Below are 18,689 nucleotides of genomic sequence, written 5' to 3'. Positions count from 1 at the left end.
CTCAAGGACTCCCATGCGCCCCGCCCTTCTCTCCTGCAATTGCACGCTGGCCGGCCCGGTCCTGGTCGTGGACGACAGCGTGGTCCAGCGCGAACACGCCATGGCGCTGTGTCGCCAGCTCGGCGCAAGCGTGGTCGACGGTGCCGTCGACGGAAATGCGGCACTGGAGTGGCTGACGCGCGCTCAGGCGCCATCGTTGTTGCTGGTGGATCTGGAAATGCCGGGCATGGACGGCGTGCAGTTGCTCGACGCCCTGGCGCGCAGCAAATACAGCGTGCCGGTGGTGGTGGTGTCGCAACGTGGCGGTGCCTTGATCGATGCGGTGATGCAACTCAGCCGCAGTGCCGGCGTGCGCGTGCTCGGCGGCATCGAAAAGCCGATGAACCTGCAAGATCTGGCCACCGTGCTGGAGTGCGAACCGGAGCCGGCCGCCGACGCCCCGGCGTTCCCACCGGTGGCGATCTCGCCGCTGATGTCCAGCGGTGGCGCCGCTGCCTCGCGGCTGGACCGTGCCATGCGCCGCGGCGAGATTCGCGTGGCCTACCAACCCAAGCTCGATCTGAAGGACGGCCGGTTACGTGGCGTGGAAGCGCTCGCACGTTGGCGCCGCCCGCAAGGCGACATGATCGGCCCTGACCGTTTCATTCCGCTGGCCGAACGCGAAGGCTTGATTCACGCGCTGACGCAGCAGGTCATCGACAAGGCCATCGCGCAATTGGTGGACTGGCGTGCCGAAGGCTTCGACCTGAGCCTGGCCTTGAACCTTTCGCCCCGGCTGTTGGGTGAAGACCACTTTCTCGAAGAGCTGTGCGCCAAGCTGGGCGAGAACGGCTTGAGCCCGGCCGACCTGGTGCTGGAGCTCACCGAAAGCGCCATCGTGGAGCCGGCCAATGCGCTGAGCATGCTGGCGCGTTTGCGCCTGCACGGGTTCGGCCTGTCCATCGACGACTACGGCACCGGCTTCTCCTCGCTGCAGCGCCTGGCCAGCATTCCCTTCACCGAACTCAAGCTGGACCGCAGCTTCGTGCATGCCGCGCATCGCAGCCGTAGCCAGCGCACCGTGCTCGAATCGACGCTGGAACTGGCGCATCGGCTTGAGCTCACTGCCGTGGCCGAAGGCGTGGAAACGCCCGACGACTGGCGGCTGCTGCGCGAACTTGGCTGCGATCTGGCACAAGGCTATCTGATGGCCTCGCCGATGCCCGGGCCGATGCTGTCGGAGTGGTGGCGCGAACACGCCGTGCGCATTGCACGCCTGAGCGACAGCACGTTTCACAGCGATGCGGACGTGGCCTGAGCCGATGAGCACCGCCACCGCCATCACCGAACAGGAGTTCGGACGCTTTCAGCGCTTCATCTTCGAAGCGGCCGGCATCACCATTTCCTCCGGCAAGAAGGCGATGCTGTGCGGCCGCCTGGGCAAGCGTCTGCGCGAACATCAATTCAGCAGCTACACGCAGTATCTGCAGCTGTTGGAAAGCCGCCAGGACCGCAGGGAAATCCAGACGGCCATCGACCTGCTCACCACCAACGAAACCTACTTCTTCCGCGAGCCCAAGCATTTCGAGCTGCTGCGCAAGCTGGCCGGGGAACACCGCGGCGGGCTGCCGTTCCGCTGCTGGAGCGCTGCCAGTTCCAGCGGCGAAGAAGCCTACAGCATGGCGATGGTGCTGGACGACACCCTGCAGGGCCGCCCGTTCGAAGTGGTGGGCAGCGACATCAACACGCGCGTTCTGACCAAGGCCCGCACCGGCCATTACGCGCTGCAACGTATCGACGGCATCCCGCAGGCCTATCTCAAACGCTATTGCCTGCGTGGCCAGGGCGAGTACGACGGCACCTTGCTGGTGGAGCGACGCCTGCACGAGCGCGTGCAGTTCGTACACGCCAATCTCAATACTGCGTTGCCGGCACTGGGTAGCTTCGATGTGATCTTCCTGCGCAATGTCATGATCTATTTTAACGGCCAGACCAAGCGCGAAGTGATCCTGCGCGTGCTGTCCAACCTCAAGTCGGGCGGGCACTTCTGCATCGGCCATTCGGAAAGCCTGAGCGAACTCGACATCGATCTGGTCCAGGTGGCACCCTAGATTTTCCGCAAGGCATGACCCAAGGATTCACCGTGTCCACAGCGCTCCATCGCCCCGCCGCCAGCCCCACGACCATCAAGGCCATGGTGGTCGACGATTCGGCAGTGGTGCGCCAGGTGCTGGTGGGCGTGCTCAACGATGCGCCCGGCATCGAAGTCATCGCCACTGCCGCCGACCCGCTGCTGGCCATCGAAAAAATGCGCCAGCACTGGCCGGATGTGATCGTGCTGGACGTGGAAATGCCGCGCATGGACGGCATCACTTTTCTGCGCAAGATCATGAGCGAGCGGCCCACGCCGGTGGTGATCTGCTCCACGCTCACCGAGAAAGGCGCGCGCGTCACCATGGATGCGCTGGCCGCCGGCGCGGTGGCAGTGGTGACCAAACCCCGCTTGGGTCTGAAGCAGTTTCTCACCGACTCTGCCGACGAGCTGGTGGCGACCGTGCGCAGCGCCGCGCGCGCCAACGTCAAGCGGCTGGCCGCGCGCGTGACTGCCGCGCCGCTGGAAGCGGAAGTCAAGCACACCGCCGATGTCATTCTGCCGGCGCAAAGCGGGCGGGCGCTGGCGCAGACCACCGAACGCATCGTCGCCATCGGTACCTCCACCGGCGGCACCCAGGCCCTGGAAGAAGTACTCACGGCACTGCCACGCGTCTGCCCGGGCATCGTGATCGTGCAGCACATGCCCGAGAAGTTCACCGCGGCCTTCGCCGCACGCCTGAATGGCTTGTGCCAGATCGCCGTCAAGGAAGCCGCCAACAACGACCGCGTGATGCCGGGCCGTGCATTGATCGCACCGGGCGGCAAACATCTGCTGCTGCGTCGCAGCGGCGCGCAGTATTTCGTCGAAGTGCTGGAGGGCCCACCGGTGAACCGCCATCGCCCGTCGGTCGATGTGCTGTTCCGCTCGGCCGCGCGCGCGGCCGGCAGCAACGCGCTGGGCATCATCATGACCGGCATGGGCGACGATGGCGCGGCCGGCCTGCTGGAAATGCGCCAGGCCGGCGCACGCACGGTGGCGCAGGACGAACACACCAGCATCGTGTTCGGCATGCCCAAGGAAGCGATCAAGCGCGGCGGCGCCGATCGCATCCTGCCGTTGGGGGCGATGGCGCGCGAGATCGTGACGCAGCTGCAATAACGCGACAGACGTCCACGTCGCGCGCCAAACAAATCTGACAGAACCACCGCGTCTTGTGCGCGACAGAGCCTGTGCATCTGCTGGACACAGCCATTGCGCCTGCTCCAACGGAGCCATTGCGTCTGCGCAGGACCGATGCGCGCATTCTCCCATCCACGAAAAACCGCCATCTTCCCTTCTCCCGCCGGCGGGAGAAGGTGCCCGAAGGGCGGATGAGGGCAACACGCTAACCAGCCCGCTAAAGCTGCGACTCCAACGGCAACCAGCCCATCAGCGCTGCTGCACCACGCCGCCAGACGCTCGCGGCCGTTTCATGCGACCACACCTCGGGCGGCTGCGCGGCATCGTCGTGCCAACGCAGCTCGCCCTGGTCTAGGGTCACGCGGTAACTCACCGGCGCAATGACCTTGTGGTTGTAGAGCCGCTCCAGTTCTGCGGTGACCACGCGGTCGTTGAACAGCAGACCCATTTCGGTATTGAGGTTCATCGCAGGCCTTGTTATGCATGCGGCGATTGATGCTGAACATCCGCAGCACCATCTCCACGCCGCGCATCAAGGTGCCTTCGCGCGCGCGTGGGGTTGAACAGGCGAATCTCGATCAGTGGGTGGCTATCCAGGGCGGCCAGCACCGAATCGCTGCCATGGATATTCATGTCGTCCAGCAGCAACCGCACGCGTACGCCGGGATCGGCCGCGCGCAGCAATTCGTTTTGCAGCAGGTTGCCGGTGAAATCGGCGTGCCAGATGTAGTACTGCAGATCCAGGCTGCGCCCGGCCGCACGCGCGGTGAGCGCACGCACCGCGAACGCATCGACGTTGTCCGGCAGGATCACCATGCCGGTCTGATCGGCGTGCGCCTGTTGCAATGGCGCCACCACCTTGTCGATGGGCGTCGCCACCGCCGTGGCAGGCAGCACGTAACTGACCGGCCCGCGTTGGCGGTCGGCAAAGCGCCCGTAGCCGTACAGCGATAACGCGCTGGCCAGCACCAGCACCAGCAGCGCGATGCCGAACCATTTGAAAAATTTGCGCTTTGTCACTGCCGATTCCGCGATTCGCAGCGCGGCAGTGTAGAGCCCACGCGGGCAGACCGGTGTGCAGACGCCGCCACAAGCAACCTCGACAATTCCGGCAAGAAACAGGCGGGCGTCGTGGAAACGAGCAATCGGAGCACTGCGTGCCGCACAAGGCAACGCCGTGAATTACGGCCTCATCAGCGGTGTGGCGCGCGAGCTGGCGAAGCACCAGCGCGCGCGCCCACGGGCTTACCAGATGGTCACGCGCTCCTTGTCGCCACGCACCATCGCATCGCCTGGCTTGCACTGGAAGGCCTGCGCAAACGCCGACATGTTCGACGGCGCACCGTTGGCGCGGAAATTCGCCGGTGCGTGCGGGTCGGTGTTCAGACGCACGCGCAATTCGCCATCGGTGAAGTTGCGGCGCCAGACCGTGGCCCAGTTCATGAAGAACCGCTGGTCCTGCGAATAGCCATCGATCTGCTTATTGGCGGCCGGCTGCTCCTGCAATGCCATTTGCAAGGCGTCGTACGCCACGGTCAGACCGCCGAGATCGCCGATGTTCTCGCCCAGCGTCAGCTTGCCTTTGACGTGCACACCCTTGATCGCTTCATAGCCATCGAACTGCGCCACCAGCTGATCGGTGCGTTCGGTGAACAGCTTGCGGTCGGCATCGGTCCACCAGCTATCGAAGTTGCCCTTGGCATCGAACTGGCTGCCGGAATCGTCGTAGCCGTGCATCATTTCGTGCCCGATCACCGCACCGATGCCACCGTAATTCAAGGCCGGATCGGCCTTGGGGTCGAAGAACGGCGGCTGCAGGATCGCGGCCGGAAACACGATCTCGTTGCGCGTGGCGTTGTAGTACGCATTCACCGTCTGCGGCGTCATGTGCCACTCGCGCTTGTCGACCGGCTTGCCGATCTTGTCCAGCATGTAGCGGTAGTTGAATGCCTGTGCGGCCTGCATGTTGGCAAGAAAGCCCTCACCACGCGTCTCCAGGCCCGACCAATCGCGCCACTGGTCCGGGTAGCCGATCTTGGGGGTAAAGCTGGCCCATTTTTCCAGTACACGCTGTTTGGTGTCCGCGCTCATCCAGTCGAGCTTTTCCAGCCGCGCCTTGAGCGCCGCCGACAGGTTTTGTACCAGTTGCTGCATCTGCTCCTTCGATTCGGCCGGGAATGCAGATTGCACGTACAGCTGGCCCAGGGCCTCGCCCATCGCCTCGTTGACTGCATTCAAGGTGCGCTTCCAGCGCGGCAGCATGTCCTGCTGGCCGCGCAGGGTTTTTGCGTAGAAATCGAAATTGGCCTGCTCGAACGGCTTGGCCAGATACGACGCCGCTTCGTCCACCGTATGGAAGCGCAGATACGCCTTCCAGGTATCGACCGGCGTATCGGCCAGCATCGCATCGAGCTCGGCGAAATAGCCAGGCTGGCTCAGCGAGAAGGTGCCGGCCGGCACCTTGAGCGCCGCGAAGAACGCCTTCCAGTCGAAGTGCGGCGTGATGGCGTTGGCGCCGGCCACATCGACCGGGTTGTAGCGCTTGGCCGGGTCGCGCAGTTCGATAGGCGACAACGACGCATTGGCCAGGCGTGTTTCGAACGCCATCACCGCCTTGGCCTGGGCGGCCGCCTGCGGCACCGGGATGCCCGACAGCTCCAGCATTCGCGCGATGTAGGCCACGTACTGCTCGCGGATCTTTGCCTGCGCCGGATCGGTGTAATAGCCCTTTTCGGGCAAGCCCAGGCCGCCCTGCCCTGCGTAGGCGATCATCTGCTCGGCATTCTTGTAATCGGCATTGGCACCGAACGAAAACATGAATCCCTGGCCTTGCGCATAACTGTTGCGCAACCAGGCAGCGATGGCCGGCGCATCGGTCAATGCATCGATGTCCTTCAACTGCGGCTGCAGCGGCGTCATGCCGGCTTTGTCGATCGCCGCTTCATCCGAGCCGGTCCGCCACAGGTCGGCGATCTTGGCATCCACCGACCCGGCCGACAGATTGCTGCCGCGCGCCAGTTGCTCCACCAACGCGTGCTGGATGGTCAGCGAGCGCTCGGCCAGCACTTCAAAGCTGCCCCAGCTGCTGCGATCGGACGGCACCGGGTTGGCCTTGAGCCACTTGACGTTGACGAAGCCGTTGAGGTCCTGACAGGCAGCGATGCCCGGGTCCAGATCGCCGCTGCTGAACGCCACGATCGGCGCATCGAGCTTGGACACGTCCACCTTGATCGGTACCGCCTGCGGTGCGGCAGGCGCCACCTTGGCGGTGTCGTCGGAGGCGCCGCACGCAGACAGTGCAACCACGATCGCGACCGCGAGCGATAGCGGAGCTAACTTGCGCAACTTCATTGAATTCTCCAAGGCATGACCGCGCAGGCGCGATCGAAAAAAGTCGACATCCGGTTGGCAAGCGCTCGCGAAGAACCGCGCATCGCAAGCGCTTGCCTCTTCGTCAGTCGCTCTGCAACCGGCCAGACCACATCAGTGCAGCGGCACCGCAACATAAACGTCCGATGCCGTTCCGTATGAACGTCCATTGCATCTGTACACCACGTGCGCGTCGACACCGCGGCGCGCTGTTTCCACCCCAACCTGCACGCCGGCGCAGCGCGCGCCGTCGCATGCACTCAACGCCGCGCGTAAAACGGCGCCATCAACACAGATACACCGGATACGCCAACACCATCAGCACCAGGGCGACCTCGTGCCCCGACGCCGCATCGGCCCACGCGTCCATGTGTCGCGCCGGCCCAACGACCCCAAACCCCAGCAGCAGCACCCCCATTACGCAGATCAGCAGCGCCAGCCCCGCGCCAAAGATGTCGCCAGCAGCCAAGACGACAAAGGCGGCACCGGCGATGCGCGCTTCGCACCGAGGTGCAGGCCAGACACGATGTCCGGCAAACGCAGAGCCCGTCAGATGACTGCCGTTTACTGTCGCGCGTAGCTGATGGCGCTTGGCCTGCTGGTGGCCGCCCCTCACACCGCTTTCATTCATCACCGCACGCAGCCGCTTGAAGCCGCGTGCCGCGCAAGGAACAAGCGCTGCGTGCACCGCACGCAGCGCTGCAACCGCCAGCGACGATTACTTCGCCTTGCCCTGGTTGGCCACCGCTTCGGCCGCACGCTTGGCCGCTTCCGGGTCGCCCAGGTAACGGAAGCTGCGCACCTGCAGGTTGTCGTCCAGTTCGAACAGCAACGGGATGCCGGTGGGGATGTTGAGCTCCAGGATCTGCTCGTTGGAGACGTCGTTGAGGTACTTGTAGAGCGCGCGCAACGAATTGCCGTGCGCGGTCACCAGCACGGTCTGGCCGGCCTTCAGCTGCGGCGCAATCGCGTCGTGCCAGTACGGCAACACGCGCACCAACGTGGTCGCCAACGACTCGGTGCCAGGCAATGCATTGCGATCGAGCGTGGCGTAGCGACGGTCGTGACACGGGTGACCCGGGTCGTTGACGTCCATTGCCGGCGGCGGGATGTCGTAGGAACGGCGCCAGATCTTGACCTGCTCCTCGCCGTGCTTGGCCGCGGTTTCGGCTTTGTCCAGGCCCTGCAGACCACCGTAGTGGCGCTCGTTGAGGCGCCAGCTCTTGGACACCGGCAACCAGTCCTGGTCGAGTTCCTTCAACGCGCCCTGCAGCGTGTGGATGGCGCGCTTGAGCACAGAGGTATGGGCGACATCGAACTGCAGCCCTTCGTCCTTCATCAGCTTGCCGGCCGCGACAGCTTCCTGGCGGCCCTGTTCGGTGAGTTCCACATCCACCCAGCCGGTGAAACAGTTGTCCAGATTCCATTGGCTCTGGCCATGGCGCAGCAGTACGAGTTTGCGGGTCACTACGGTTCTCCGGTTGGGGCCGATCAGCCTGCGATTGTAGCGGCAGCGCGTGCATCGCAGGCGTGCACGAGATCGCCACGGGCCGCGCGCGATGCTGTGGCGATGCAGACCAACGACCCCGTCTTCGCCGGTTGGGACGGCAGCGTGATTCAATCGCGACAGTTGCAGCAGCAACTGGCACAGCGCGTGGTGCTCGACGATGCTGTGAGCGCAACGCCGCAGGTGCTTGCGGGGTTCGATGTCGGTTTCGAAGACGATGGCCAGACCACGCGCGCGGCCGCCGTGTTGCTGGATGCGCAGACGCTGCTGCCACTGGAAACGCACGTCGCGCGCGTGCCGACCTCGATGCCCTATGTCCCCGGCCTGCTCAGCTTTCGCGAATTGCCGGCCTTGCTGCAGGCCTTGGCGCTGCTGTCGCGCACGCCGGATCTGGTGTTCATCGACGGCCAGGGCATCGCGCATCCGCGCAGGCTTGGCATCGCCGCGCACTTCGGCGTGGTGACCGGCCTGCCGTGCATCGGCATCGCCAAGCAGCGCCTGGCCGGCAGCTTCGCCGAGCCTGGACCCGAACGCGGTGACCACACGCCGATCCTGCTGGGCGGTGTGCAGATCGGCTGGGCACTGCGCAGCAAACCGCGCTGCAATCCCTTGATTGTCTCGCCCGGCCATCGCATGTCGATGCAAGGCGCACTCGACTGGACCCTGCGCACGTTACGCACCTATCGCCTGCCCGAGCCCACGCGGCTGGCCGACCGGCTGGCCTCGCGCCGCGGCGAGATCGATGTGCCCACGCAAGCCAGCCTGCTCTAGCGCCGGGAAGACGCACCGCGCAGTGCGCAGGTAAAAACGCGTGCTGATGCGCACGCCACGCACAGAACATTCCGTCGCGGCCGAACCTACGCACGCCGCGCCGCGCACATGCCAATCTCTGTCTCCCACTTCGTCGCGAGCCGCCGCCATGACCACCCTGATCGCTCCACGCGTCCATGACATCGGCGGACTGGAAGTGCGCCGCGCCGTGCCCACCCTGCAGGCGCGCAGCGTCGGCCCGTTCGTGTTCGTCGACCACATGGGCCCAGCCGTGCTGGAGCCGGATCACGGCATCGATGTACGCCCGCATCCGCACATCGGCCTGGCCACGGTCACGTTCCTGTGGGCCGGCGAAATCGGTCACCGCGATACACTGGGCTCGGATCAGGTGATCCGCCCCGGCGACGTCAACTGGATGACCGCCGGCCGCGGCATCGCCCATTCCGAGCGCACGCCCGGCCCGGAGCGCGCCCGCGAACATGCCTTGCACGGCATGCAGACCTGGATCGCCTTGCCGCGCTCGGCCGAAGAAACCGCGCCGGCGTTCCATCACCACGCAGTGGCCAGCCTGCCGCAGCAGCGTCGCGACGGCGTGTGGCTGCGTGTGATCGCCGGCCGCGCGTACGGCGAGGAATCGCCGGTACAGGTGTTCAGCGGCACGCTCAACGTGGCGCAGGATCTGGCGCCCGACGCAGAACTCGATCTGGACACCGGGCACGCCGAGCGCGCCCTGTACATCCTGGAAGGCCAAGCGCAGCTGGATGGTGCCGACGTGCCAGCTCGCCACCTGATCGTGCCGGCGCCCGCGGCCGCTTGCGCGCCAAGACCCCGCTCAAGGCGATGCTGCTTGGCGGCGAGCCGCTGGATGGGCCACGTCATCTGTGGTGGAACTTCGTTTCCAGTTCCAAGGAACGCATCGAGCAGACCAAGGAGGACTGGCAGGCAGGCCGCTTCGGCAGCATTCCCGGCGACGACAAGGAATTCATTCCGCTGCCCGAATCACCGGCCCCAACACCGGTTAATTACCCTTGAAACCGTGCGCTGTGCGAGTGGAATGACATGTGCACTCACCAGGTCTCGTTACGGAAGTACCAAGCTGCACATACGATGCCACGCACATATGCGACACCGCTTGAGCTGATTCGCAAAGCTATGGTAGTGATGACCCTGTAGACGGAGCGCGTTGCGTAGACGGCAGTCCTTGAGTGGGGAGTTTAGGGCACTGCAGCGGCACGAAATCGGCGCGCCCGCATCGTCATCCAATGCCGGGGAATCGTGTATGAAGTCTGCATCCTGCCTTGTTGGCCTGAGCTTGCTGCTGGCCGCTGCCAGCGCCCATGCCCAGACCTCGCCGGTCTGCCCACCGTTGCCACCGGCCTCCGGCCTGCAGTGGAACGAGCTCGCCGGTGCCGACTACCTGGTCTGCAAGGCCATGACTGCCGATGGCCGGCAAGTGGTCGGCGTGATGCTGACCACCCGCGACCCGGCGATGACACTGGCACGCGACCGCCGCGCCGAAAAGGGCCAGATCCAGCAAGAAGATTTCTACTGGTACAAGCTCGACCTCGGCAGCAGCAACGTGCCGGGGATGGAATCGCGCCGCGTCACCGTGGTCGAACTGGGCAAGAAGCGCTACGCGCAGCTGTGGATCGATGGTGCCAGCACCGAAGAACTCGCCTCGATGCAGTCGATGGTGCAGAACATGGATCTGCAACCAGCCAGCCTGGCGCTGCAGCGCTGAAGCAGCGTGCGTCACAGCGCTGCGCACCGCTGCTGTAACAGCCTTGCAGCGCGCGAGTTTGCGCAGCGCACTGCAGATATTCTGGCGATATTTGCGGCTGGCCTGTCGCCGCGAATCACCATTGCGCGCTGATGCTTGTGCCCCACGCGTGTCGCGCCGACGCGCGTGAGGCGACGACCAAGCGGCTTGCACATGCACCAAGCGCGCCGGATGCGTACAGCAGCTCAACGGCCTTGATTCCGGCGGCCGCCACGTGCGTAGACGATGTGTTGGAGAATGCTCACGGTTGCGAACGCTGGAGCCGTGGCGCACGTCGGCGTACGCCCGGAATCGGGATGGACCGATCGCCCATCCCGATTCCGCTCTCGCATCCACCGACCCCGAAGACCGCCGGCAAGCGTCCGTCAGTCGCGTTGAATCGCCGTGTCTCCACTGCCGCCACTCGCCTGCAACCGGCTCTCGATGCGCACCTCGCCGGTGAGCAGGCGATGGATCGGGCATTTGTCGGCCACCTCCATCAACCGTGCGCGTTGCTCGTCGTCGAGCGCGCCTTCAGGGTGATCGCCTTGCCGGCAGCGCCGCGCTGCGTGTAATGCAGATGCACCTGCCCCGCCGTCAGCGGCCACTGCTTGCGCGCGGCCACCATCGACACCGTAATGGCGGTGCACGCTCCCAGTGCGCCCAACACCTGCGACTCCGGATCCGGCCCGGCGTCGCTGCCACCATTGGCCGGCTGCCTATCGCCTCTCCAGGTGTGCAGCCCACCGTGGATGCTGACCGTGTACGGCACCGTGCCGGTGCGCATGCTGACGGGCCGCTCACTCATTGCTGGCTCCTGCTGTCGTACGCGGGCCAGTTCAAAACCGGCCTTCCTGGAAATCGACGAACGCCTGCATCAGCTCCTGCTTGGTGTTCATCACGAACGGGCCATGCCGCATCACCGGCTCGTTGAGCGGGCGGCCCGCGACCAGGATCAGTTGCGCACCGTCGGCACCGGCGTGCAGGCGCAGCCGCTGTCCACCGCCCAACACGGCCAACTGCTGCGCCGGCAACACGCGCGCGGTGTCGCTCTCGCCCACCGTCAGCTCTCCTTCGAAGGCATACGCGAACGCGTTATGTCCGCTGGGCAGCTGGTACTCCCATTCCACGTTCGGTTCCAACGCGATATCCAGGTACACCGGGCTCGTCGCGGGCTGCACGATCGGCCCGACCACCTCGCCCACCGCACCGGCAATCACCTTGACCGTCACGCCGGGCGCCGGATGCGCCACCGGGATGTGGTCGGGGGCGTACTCCTGGTACTTGGGGTCGGTCATCTTGTCGCACGCCGGCAGGTTCACCCATAACTGAAAGCCACGCATGCGCCCGGATTCCTGCTCTGGCATTTCCGAATGGATCAGCCCGCGCCCGGCAGTCATCCACTGCACGCTGCCCGGGGTCAGCAGGCCTTCGTTGCCGTGGTTGTCCTTGTGGCGCATGCGCCCGTCGAGCATGTAGGTCACGGTCTCGAAACCGCGATGCGGGTGGCTGGGGAAACCGGCCAGATAGTCTTCGGCCTTGTCGGTGCCGAATTCGTCCAGCATCAGGAACGGGTCCAGCTCCGGCAGCTGCTGCGTACCGATGACGCGGGTCAGCCTGACCCCGGCCCCGTCGGAGGTCGGCATGCCGCGAATGGTGCGCAGCACGTGCGCCGCTGTGGTGGTCGTGGTGCTCATCGCTTGTCCCTGTGCTCTGTGGCGAAGCGCCAATGATGGGTGCACGCGGGCCGCCGCCCAACCGCGACCATTGCAACCGATCGTTCCAAACAACCGCCAGCGCGGCAGGATCCCTAACCGAGCTGTGACCGCAGCACCCTACGACCAAAGTTTTACCCACTTGCGCCCGGCTGGCATTGACCGCGGCCGGGCGTGGGTGGACCCTTGAACGAATCGTTCCTGAGGGGCATGCATGAAAGGGGTCTCGAAGCTGGCCTGGAGCGCATTGGCGCTGCTGGCCGCGTTCTGCCTGGGTACCGTCGCGCTGCGGCGTGGCGAGCACATCAACGCGTTGTGGATCGTGGTGGCGGCGGTATCGATCTATCTGATCGCGTACCGGTTCTACAGCCTGTTCATCGCCGACAAGGTGATGCAGCTGGACATCACCCGCGCTACCCCGGCGGTCGCCAATAACGACGGCCTGGATTACGTGCCCACCAACAAGCACGTGCTGTTCGGCCATCACTTTGCTGCCATCGCCGGCGCCGGGCCCTTGGTCGGACCGGTGCTCGCCGCGCAAATGGGCTACCTGCCCGGCCTGCTGTGGCTGGTCGTGGGCGTGGTGTTCGCCGGTGCGGTGCAGGACTTCGTGGTGCTGTTCCTGTCCAGCCGTCGCAACGGCCGCTCGCTGGGCGATCTGGTGCGCGAGGAAATGGGCCAGGTGCCCGGCACCATCGCCCTGTTCGGGGCCTTCCTGATCATGATCATCATCCTGGCGGTGCTGGCGATGGTGGTGGTCAAGGCGCTGGCGGAAAGCCCGTGGGGCATGTTCACCGTCATCGCCACGATGCCCATCGCGATCATGATGGGCGTGTACATGCGCTACATCCGCGTCGGCAAGATCGGCGAGATCTCGGTGGTGGGGTTGATCCTGCTGCTGGGCGCGATCTGGCTGGGCGGCAAGGTGGCGGCGGACCCGACCTGGGGCCCGGCCTTCACCTTCACCGCCAAGCCGATCACCTGGATGCTGATCGGCTACGGCTTCGTCGCCTCGGTGCTGCCGGTGTGGCTGCTGCTGGCGCCGCGCGACTACCTGTCCACCTTCCTCAAGATCGGCACCATCCTGGCGCTGGCGATCGGCATCCTGATTGTCATGCCGGACCTGAAAATGCCGGCGCTCACGCAGTTCGCCTCCACCGGCGATGGCCCGGTCTGGAAAGGCGGCATCTTCCCGTTCCTGTTCATTACCATTGCCTGCGGGGCGGTCTCCGGCTTCCATGCCTTGATCGCTTCCGGCACAACGCCCAAGCTGCTGGCCAACGAAGCCCACATGCGCTACATCGGCTACGGCGGCATGCTGATGGAATCATTCGTGGCGATCATGGCGCTGGTGGCCGCGTCGATCATCGAGCCGGGCATCTACTTCGCCATGAACAGCCCCGCCTCTCTGGTCGGCACCGACACCGTCGCAGTGGCTGCCAAGATCAGCGAGTGGGGCTTTTCGATCACACCGCAGGTGCTTGAGGCCACCGCACGCGATATCGGCGAGCACAGCATCCTGGCGCGCGCCGGCGGTGCACCTACCCTGGCCGTTGGCATCGCGCAGATCCTGCACCAGTTGCTGCCGGGCGGAGACACCATGGCGTTCTGGTATCACTTCGCCATCCTGTTCGAAGCACTGTTCATCCTGACCGCAGTGGACGCCGGCACGCGCGCCGGCCGCTTCATGCTGCAGGACCTGCTGGGCAACTTCATCCCGGCCTTGAAGAAGACCGAGTCGTGGACCGCCAACATCATCGCCACCGCCGGTTGCGTGGCGCTATGGGGCTATCTGCTCTACACCGGGGTGATCGATCCATTTGGCGGCATCCAGACGCTGTGGCCGCTGTTCGGCATCTCCAACCAGATGCTGGCCGGGATCGCGCTGATGCTGGGCACGGTGGTGCTGTTCAAGATGAAGCGCGACCGCTACGCGTGGGTCACCATCGTGCCGGCGCTGTGGCTGTTGCTGTGCACGACCTATGCAGGGTTGATCAAGATCTTCGACAGCAACCCGGCGCAGGGCTTCCTGGCGCAGGCGCACAAGTTCCAGGCGGCCATCTCCAGCAACACCATCACCGCGCCGGCCAAGACGGTGCCGCAGATGCAGCAGATCGTCACCAATGCCTACGTCAACACCGGGCTGACCGTGCTGTTCCTGTTCGTGGTCGGCTCGATCCTGATCTATTCGATCAAGACGATCGTGGTGGCACGCCGCAGCCCGCAGCGCACCGACCGCGAAACCCCGTACGTGGCGTTGCAGCCGCATCAGATGGCAGACCTGTAATTGGGCACGCAACTCGTCCTTGCCAGTCACTATCAGGCGCATCGCCGCATCTGGCGGCGCCTGATCCAGACCGCGCGGCTGTGCTGCGGCATCCCCGACTACGACAACTACGTGCGCCACATGCTGGAAAAGCATCCCGACAAACCGGTGATGGACTATCCCGCCTTCTTCCGCGAGCGCCAGGATGCGCGCTATGGCGGCAAGAGTGGGTTTCGGTGTTGTTGATTTGGTGATCGGTTGATCGGTTGATCGAGAAGTTGAAAACGCAACAGGGCGCGATGCGAATCGCGCCCTGTTGCGTTGGCTCGACCCAAGGCACCGGGCAGGCTAGGAGCGACTGATAAAAACGTTTCTTGCCGTGATCAAGCACTGCGATCAGTTGCAGAGGAGCTGACCTGATTTCGTGCTGCAAGGCCCTTGCCCGCCCGCCATCGCGGGACACGCCGTAAATCCATCCATGGAGGCTCTTACGCGGTATCCATGCCGCGTAAGATCCCGCGACTGTGGGCGGGCAAGGACCAATCGAGCTGGTCGATGTGCACGGTACGAGCAGCGCATTGTGCGGCTCGATAAAATGAATCACTTGATGGCTCATGCGCTTTCGTCGCGGCGTCTGTCGGATGTGATGGCCAATCGATCTGCAGCAAAACCCAATCGACACGTGTAGAAATCTATTGGCGGCTGCGAGCTGCTTTCGTCAGCCGCCAGTCAACTCTCGAGTGCGGAGTCCTCGCCGATTGCGGGACCGTGGGCGGCATGGATGCGGCCATCGAGCCCCCATGGACGGGTTCACGGCGTGTCCCGCAAGCGGTGAGGGCACCGCGCACTCGACGACCCAGGCTTTTGACTGCATCCACATTGGGCCATGACTCGAATCGCGACTACTTGAACTGATCGGAAAGTCCAATCGATCAATTGCAGAATCACTGCCCGCGCGTTGGCTGCAGGGCCTTCTCAAGTTGGTCTGTACGCGTGTTTCGAGATAACAACCGAACAAGTCTCCCACGCGGTGTCCTTACCACGATGCTGCGCGTTACTTGCGCCAGGTCGCCGCATCGGGCGAGCTGCCGGCATGACGCGTGGTCGAAGCGGAGCTGGATGGCATCGCCATGCTTGCGGGACGGGTTCACTGCGTGTCCCGAGCACCGTACACCCCTCACCACGCTGTCGACTTACCCTGCCCGCTTTTGCGCCAGCCGCGCAAACAACGCAGGCAAATCCCGCATATCGTCGAACACCTCGAGCACACCGATGCGGCGCAAGGTGTCGCCATGCCCCGGTGGAATGTGGCTTGCTCCGGTAAACCCGAGCACCTGCATGCCGGCCGTCACGGCCGCCGTCGCACCGGTGGGGCTGTCTTCGATGACCAGGCAACGCTCCGGTGCTACGCCGGCGGTGCGTGCCGCCAGCAGATACACGTCCGGTGCCGGCTTGGGCCGCTCCACCATGTCGGCGCTGAAAATACGTCCCGCCGCACGCGCGGTGAGCCCGGCCCGTTCCACCGACGCAATTACATTGTGGCGCCGGCTATTGGAGGCCACCGCCAACGGCAGCGGAATCTGCTCCAGCGCCTCGCGCACCCCTGTGATCGGCTGCACCTGGGCCTGGATCAATGCCTCGCTGCGCGCCTGGATCTGCGCGAGCAGAGTCTCCGGCAACTGCAGCGCAAAGCGCTCTTCCACCCGCCGCAACACCTCGCGTGTGGTCTGGCCGAAGGTGGTTTCCAGCAGATGTTCCAGCGGCTCGCTTGGCACGAAAGACACCAGCGCCTCACGCATTACCCGGTCGGCCAATATCTCGCTGTCGACAAGAACGCCATCACAGTCACTGATCAGTAGCTCGTACGCCATTGCACCCGTCTGCTCGCAAAGCGCCATTATGCCGGCCCGGGTGTGACCGTCGGCTGTGGGACGACAGGCTGGCGTAATGAATACCGTTGCCTCGCAGCATGCGCGCTACCAAGCCAGGCGGCCCCGAGCATGCGGCTCGCCCTGCCGTCATGTCACGAAAATCCATGTCACGAAATCTTACCGCAAGCGTTTTTTGCAGCTGTTAGGATCTGCCCCGCTGCGGCGGGACTTGCCGCAGCGTCACCAGGAATGCGATCAGGAGAAGGAGATTTCGATGCAACCGAGATTTCCCGCCCTGCTCGTTTTTTGCGACCTCGTTTTTCGCGGTCTCATGCACCGCCTCGCCCGGTGCCAAGGAGCAAACCACCATGTCAGCTATGCTGCGGGGCCACACCGTCGCCTTCCGCGACCCCGCCCTGACCGATATCGCCAAGGCCATTGCGCACGGTGATGTTGCCCAGATCAAGGCGCTCGCCCCCACCGTCGATCTCGCCGCGCATGGCGATCAAAACGTCACCTTGCTCGAATGGGCAATCTGGCACGAACAACCGCGCGCCTTCGGCATTGCTGGATGCAGGCGCAGATCCGTCATTGCCCGGCATGGACCAGGAAACAGTCGTGAACATGGCCGCCATGGCGCAGGACCCGGAGTATCTGCAGATCCTGTTGCAGCACAAGACGCCGATCGATGTCGTCAGCGCGCGTGCGGGATGGACTCCGCTGTTTCGCGCGGTGCAGAGCAAACGCGATGCGCAGATCGATTTGCTGATCAAGGCCGGTGCACATGTACGGCGCGTCGACCAGACCGGCAACAGCCTGCTGCACCTTACAGCGCAAAGTGGTGCAGCTAGCCCTGCAGTGCTCACCTTGCTCAAGGCTGGTGTCGATCCCACCGTGCGCAATGCCCAGCAGAAGACTTTCCAGGCGTATTTCTTCACCACGCCGGATCGCCTGCTCAATGCCAGCGGCCAGCAGGTCAGGTCGGAGATGCGCGCGTGGTTGAACGCCCACAACATTCCCGTGGAGAGCAGCCGCTAAGCGCGCTTTTCGCATGACGAACGCAAGGAGCCGCGCATGAGCCCGTCAGAATCCTCTTCTTCGTGCACCCCGTTCGCAGAATCGACGCGCGGGCAACACCCGCATCCGGAGGACCGCCTGTTCCCCGCGATGCTGCAAGACCTCTACGCCACCGCCGCGCAACGACGCGAAGGCGGCGCCGAAACCTTTGCCGCCCTGCCCAATGGCTGGTCGCGCATGGACGACCGCGCACTGCAGCAGGCAGGCATCAACCCTGCCCTGCTGCACGACGCCAAAAGCGGCTTCGATGCCGCGTTCTGCTGCTGGGCTTCTGCGGCACCGACGAAGGCAAGGACTGGAAGCACAACATCGGCCAAGGCCTGGGCTTCGACGATGCGCAATACGCGTCGGCGATCCAGCTTGGCAGCCAGGCCAAACAGGCATTCGGCGAGCAGGTGGTGATCAGCGGGCATTCGCTGGGCGGCGGTCTGGCCGCGGCATCGGCAATGGTCAACGACATTCCGACGGTGACCTATAACGCCGCCGGCGTCAACGACCGCACGCTGGAGCGCCAAGGCCTGGACGCATCGGCGACCAAGGATTACGCCAATAGCGAATTGATCCGCGGCTACCACGTCAAGAACGAAATCCTGACCCACCTGCAGTAAGACAGCATCCCGCTCAAGTGGGCCATGCCCAATGCGGCCGGTCATCAGGTCGAACTGCCCGAGCCGGACCCGTTGTCGTTCGACCAGCGCCTGGTGCCGGGCATGATGCTCAAGCATCGGCTGGATCTGCACGGCATCGATTCGGTGATGAAGGCGCAGGACATGCAGTTGCAGGACCAGGCGCGCGGGGTAATCCCCCCGCTTTTAGCGTTCGCCAGAAGTGGAGCTACGCGGCCATCGCCAATTTCATTGCTGGGGTGATGCCGCCGAGCGCCATGTTGGGGCGTTCATGGTTGTACGTCCATAGCCAGCGCGTGGCTTTGTCCTGAACCTGCTCGATGGTGTCGAACAACGTTGTTGCCAGCCACGCGTAGCGGACGGTGCGGTTATAGCGTTCGACGTAGGCATTTTGCTGCGGCTTGCCCGGCTGGATGTGCTCGATCCGGATGCCGCGCTGCTATGCCCAGGCTAACAGCGCGCCGCTGATGTACTC

Annotated in this window: 11 protein-coding genes and 7 pseudogenes; 10 read left to right on the top strand and 8 right to left on the bottom strand. The window is 64.5% G+C overall.

The features are described from left to right. Positions 1-13 precede the first annotated feature (13 nt). Genes XAXN_RS05715 through XAXN_RS05705 form a run of 3 tightly spaced genes read left to right on the top strand, consistent with a single transcriptional unit; the run spans position 14 to position 3,232 of the window. Entirely contained in the window at positions 14-1,297 is a 1,284-nt protein-coding gene (locus XAXN_RS05715) for an EAL domain-containing response regulator (protein WP_054318839.1), read from the top strand. A 4-nt stretch (positions 1,298-1,301) separates the two neighbouring features. Beyond that, positions 1,302-2,090 carry a CheR family methyltransferase gene (locus tag XAXN_RS05710; RefSeq protein ID WP_054318838.1) on the top strand — a complete coding sequence of 263 codons (789 nt, stop codon included), beginning with the start codon at positions 1,302-1,304 and terminating at the stop codon, positions 2,088-2,090. A 14-nt stretch (positions 2,091-2,104) separates the two neighbouring features. Continuing rightward, complete coding sequence (locus XAXN_RS05705; protein ID WP_054318837.1) at positions 2,105-3,232, top strand: protein-glutamate methylesterase/protein-glutamine glutaminase; 1,128 nt, start codon at positions 2,105-2,107, stop codon at positions 3,230-3,232. Between the two features lie 238 nt (positions 3,233-3,470). Here the strand turns inward: XAXN_RS05705 and XAXN_RS05695 are convergent. From XAXN_RS05695 to gpmA, 4 genes and pseudogenes are all read right to left on the bottom strand, one after another. After that, positions 3,471-4,273 (bottom strand): annotated as a pseudogene (locus XAXN_RS05695) (hypothetical protein). Between the two features lie 225 nt (positions 4,274-4,498). After that, the gene (locus XAXN_RS05690) at positions 4,499-6,604 is read right to left on the bottom strand and encodes a M13 family metallopeptidase (protein WP_054318834.1); all 2,106 of its coding nucleotides are present in this window, start codon (positions 6,602-6,604) and stop codon (positions 4,499-4,501) included. A gap of 278 nt (positions 6,605-6,882) precedes the next feature. Beyond that, positions 6,883-7,115: pseudogene (locus XAXN_RS05685) on the bottom strand (hypothetical protein). Between the two features lie 225 nt (positions 7,116-7,340). Next, positions 7,341-8,090 carry a 2,3-diphosphoglycerate-dependent phosphoglycerate mutase gene (gpmA, locus tag XAXN_RS05680; RefSeq protein ID WP_054318833.1) on the bottom strand — a complete coding sequence of 250 codons (750 nt, stop codon included), beginning with the start codon at positions 8,088-8,090 and terminating at the stop codon, positions 7,341-7,343. 102 nt (positions 8,091-8,192) lie between these two features. On the opposite strand from gpmA, the gene nfi reads away from it, so the two are divergent. The 3 genes and pseudogenes from nfi to XAXN_RS05665 all read left to right on the top strand — a co-directional run bounded on the left by nfi (position 8,193) and on the right by XAXN_RS05665 (position 10,641). Beyond that, the gene (nfi, locus tag XAXN_RS05675) at positions 8,193-8,900 is read left to right on the top strand and encodes a deoxyribonuclease V (RefSeq protein WP_054318852.1); all 708 of its coding nucleotides are present in this window, start codon (positions 8,193-8,195) and stop codon (positions 8,898-8,900) included. A 148-nt stretch (positions 8,901-9,048) separates the two neighbouring features. Next, positions 9,049-9,932 (top strand): annotated as a pseudogene (locus XAXN_RS05670) (pirin family protein). 247 nt (positions 9,933-10,179) lie between these two features. Then, entirely contained in the window at positions 10,180-10,641 is a 462-nt protein-coding gene (locus XAXN_RS05665; RefSeq protein ID WP_054318832.1) for a hypothetical protein, read from the top strand. A gap of 404 nt (positions 10,642-11,045) precedes the next feature. Here the strand turns inward: XAXN_RS05665 and XAXN_RS05660 are convergent. Continuing rightward, positions 11,046-11,467, bottom strand: a pseudogene (locus XAXN_RS05660) (OsmC family protein). A gap of 31 nt (positions 11,468-11,498) precedes the next feature. Then, positions 11,499-12,356, bottom strand: coding sequence for a pirin family protein (locus XAXN_RS05655; RefSeq protein ID WP_054318831.1), 858 nt, complete (start codon positions 12,354-12,356; stop codon positions 11,499-11,501). Between the two features lie 232 nt (positions 12,357-12,588). Between XAXN_RS05655 and XAXN_RS05650 the strand changes: the two genes are divergently transcribed. Beyond that, a complete protein-coding gene (locus XAXN_RS05650; RefSeq protein ID WP_054318830.1) occupies positions 12,589-14,661 on the top strand; it encodes a carbon starvation CstA family protein in 2,073 nt (690 codons plus the stop codon). Then, positions 14,662-14,886: a YbdD/YjiX family protein gene (locus XAXN_RS05645; protein WP_003488133.1), complete on the top strand. Its 225-nt coding sequence runs from the start codon at positions 14,662-14,664 to the stop codon at positions 14,884-14,886. It begins immediately after the preceding gene. Between the two features lie 947 nt (positions 14,887-15,833). Here XAXN_RS05645 and XAXN_RS05640 read toward each other — a convergent pair. Further along, complete coding sequence (locus XAXN_RS05640) at positions 15,834-16,538, bottom strand: HAD family hydrolase (protein WP_054318829.1); 705 nt, start codon at positions 16,536-16,538, stop codon at positions 15,834-15,836. Positions 16,539-16,740: 202 nt separating this feature from the next. Between XAXN_RS05640 and XAXN_RS05635 the strand changes: the two are divergent. Beyond that, positions 16,741-17,549 (top strand): annotated as a pseudogene (locus XAXN_RS05635) (ankyrin repeat domain-containing protein). 36 nt (positions 17,550-17,585) lie between these two features. Then, a pseudogene (locus XAXN_RS05630) lies at positions 17,586-18,385 on the top strand (Tle-like phospholipase domain-containing protein); the annotation flags it as partial. Between the two features lie 37 nt (positions 18,386-18,422). Here XAXN_RS05630 and XAXN_RS20665 read toward each other — a convergent pair. Beyond that, positions 18,423-18,689 (bottom strand): annotated as a pseudogene (locus tag XAXN_RS20665) (integrase core domain-containing protein); the annotation flags it as partial.

The sequence above is a fragment of the Xanthomonas axonopodis genome (assembly GCF_001304695.1).
GTDB lineage: Bacteria > Pseudomonadota > Gammaproteobacteria > Xanthomonadales > Xanthomonadaceae > Xanthomonas > Xanthomonas axonopodis.
Note: the sequence above shows the minus strand (reverse complement) of the source record. Positions and strands in the feature narration are given on the sequence as shown.

Bases quoted from the DNA above. Each gene is read 5' to 3' on its own strand.
- nfi (WP_054318852.1), top strand. From the start codon at position 8,193: ATGCAGACCAACGACCCCGTCTTCGCCGGTTGGGACGGCAGCGTGATT.
- XAXN_RS05690 (WP_054318834.1), bottom strand. From the start codon at position 6,604: ATGAAGTTGCGCAAGTTAGCTCCGCTATCGCTCGCGGTCGCGATCGTG.
- XAXN_RS05715 (WP_054318839.1), top strand. From the start codon at position 14: ATGCGCCCCGCCCTTCTCTCCTGCAATTGCACGCTGGCCGGCCCGGTC.
- XAXN_RS05705 (WP_054318837.1), top strand. From the start codon at position 2,105: ATGACCCAAGGATTCACCGTGTCCACAGCGCTCCATCGCCCCGCCGCC.
- XAXN_RS05710 (WP_054318838.1), top strand. From the start codon at position 1,302: ATGAGCACCGCCACCGCCATCACCGAACAGGAGTTCGGACGCTTTCAG.
- XAXN_RS05665 (WP_054318832.1), top strand. From the start codon at position 10,180: ATGAAGTCTGCATCCTGCCTTGTTGGCCTGAGCTTGCTGCTGGCCGCT.
- XAXN_RS05640 (WP_054318829.1), bottom strand. From the start codon at position 16,538: ATGGCGCTTTGCGAGCAGACGGGTGCAATGGCGTACGAGCTACTGATC.
- XAXN_RS05655 (WP_054318831.1), bottom strand. From the start codon at position 12,356: ATGAGCACCACGACCACCACAGCGGCGCACGTGCTGCGCACCATTCGC.
- XAXN_RS05650 (WP_054318830.1), top strand. From the start codon at position 12,589: ATGAAAGGGGTCTCGAAGCTGGCCTGGAGCGCATTGGCGCTGCTGGCC.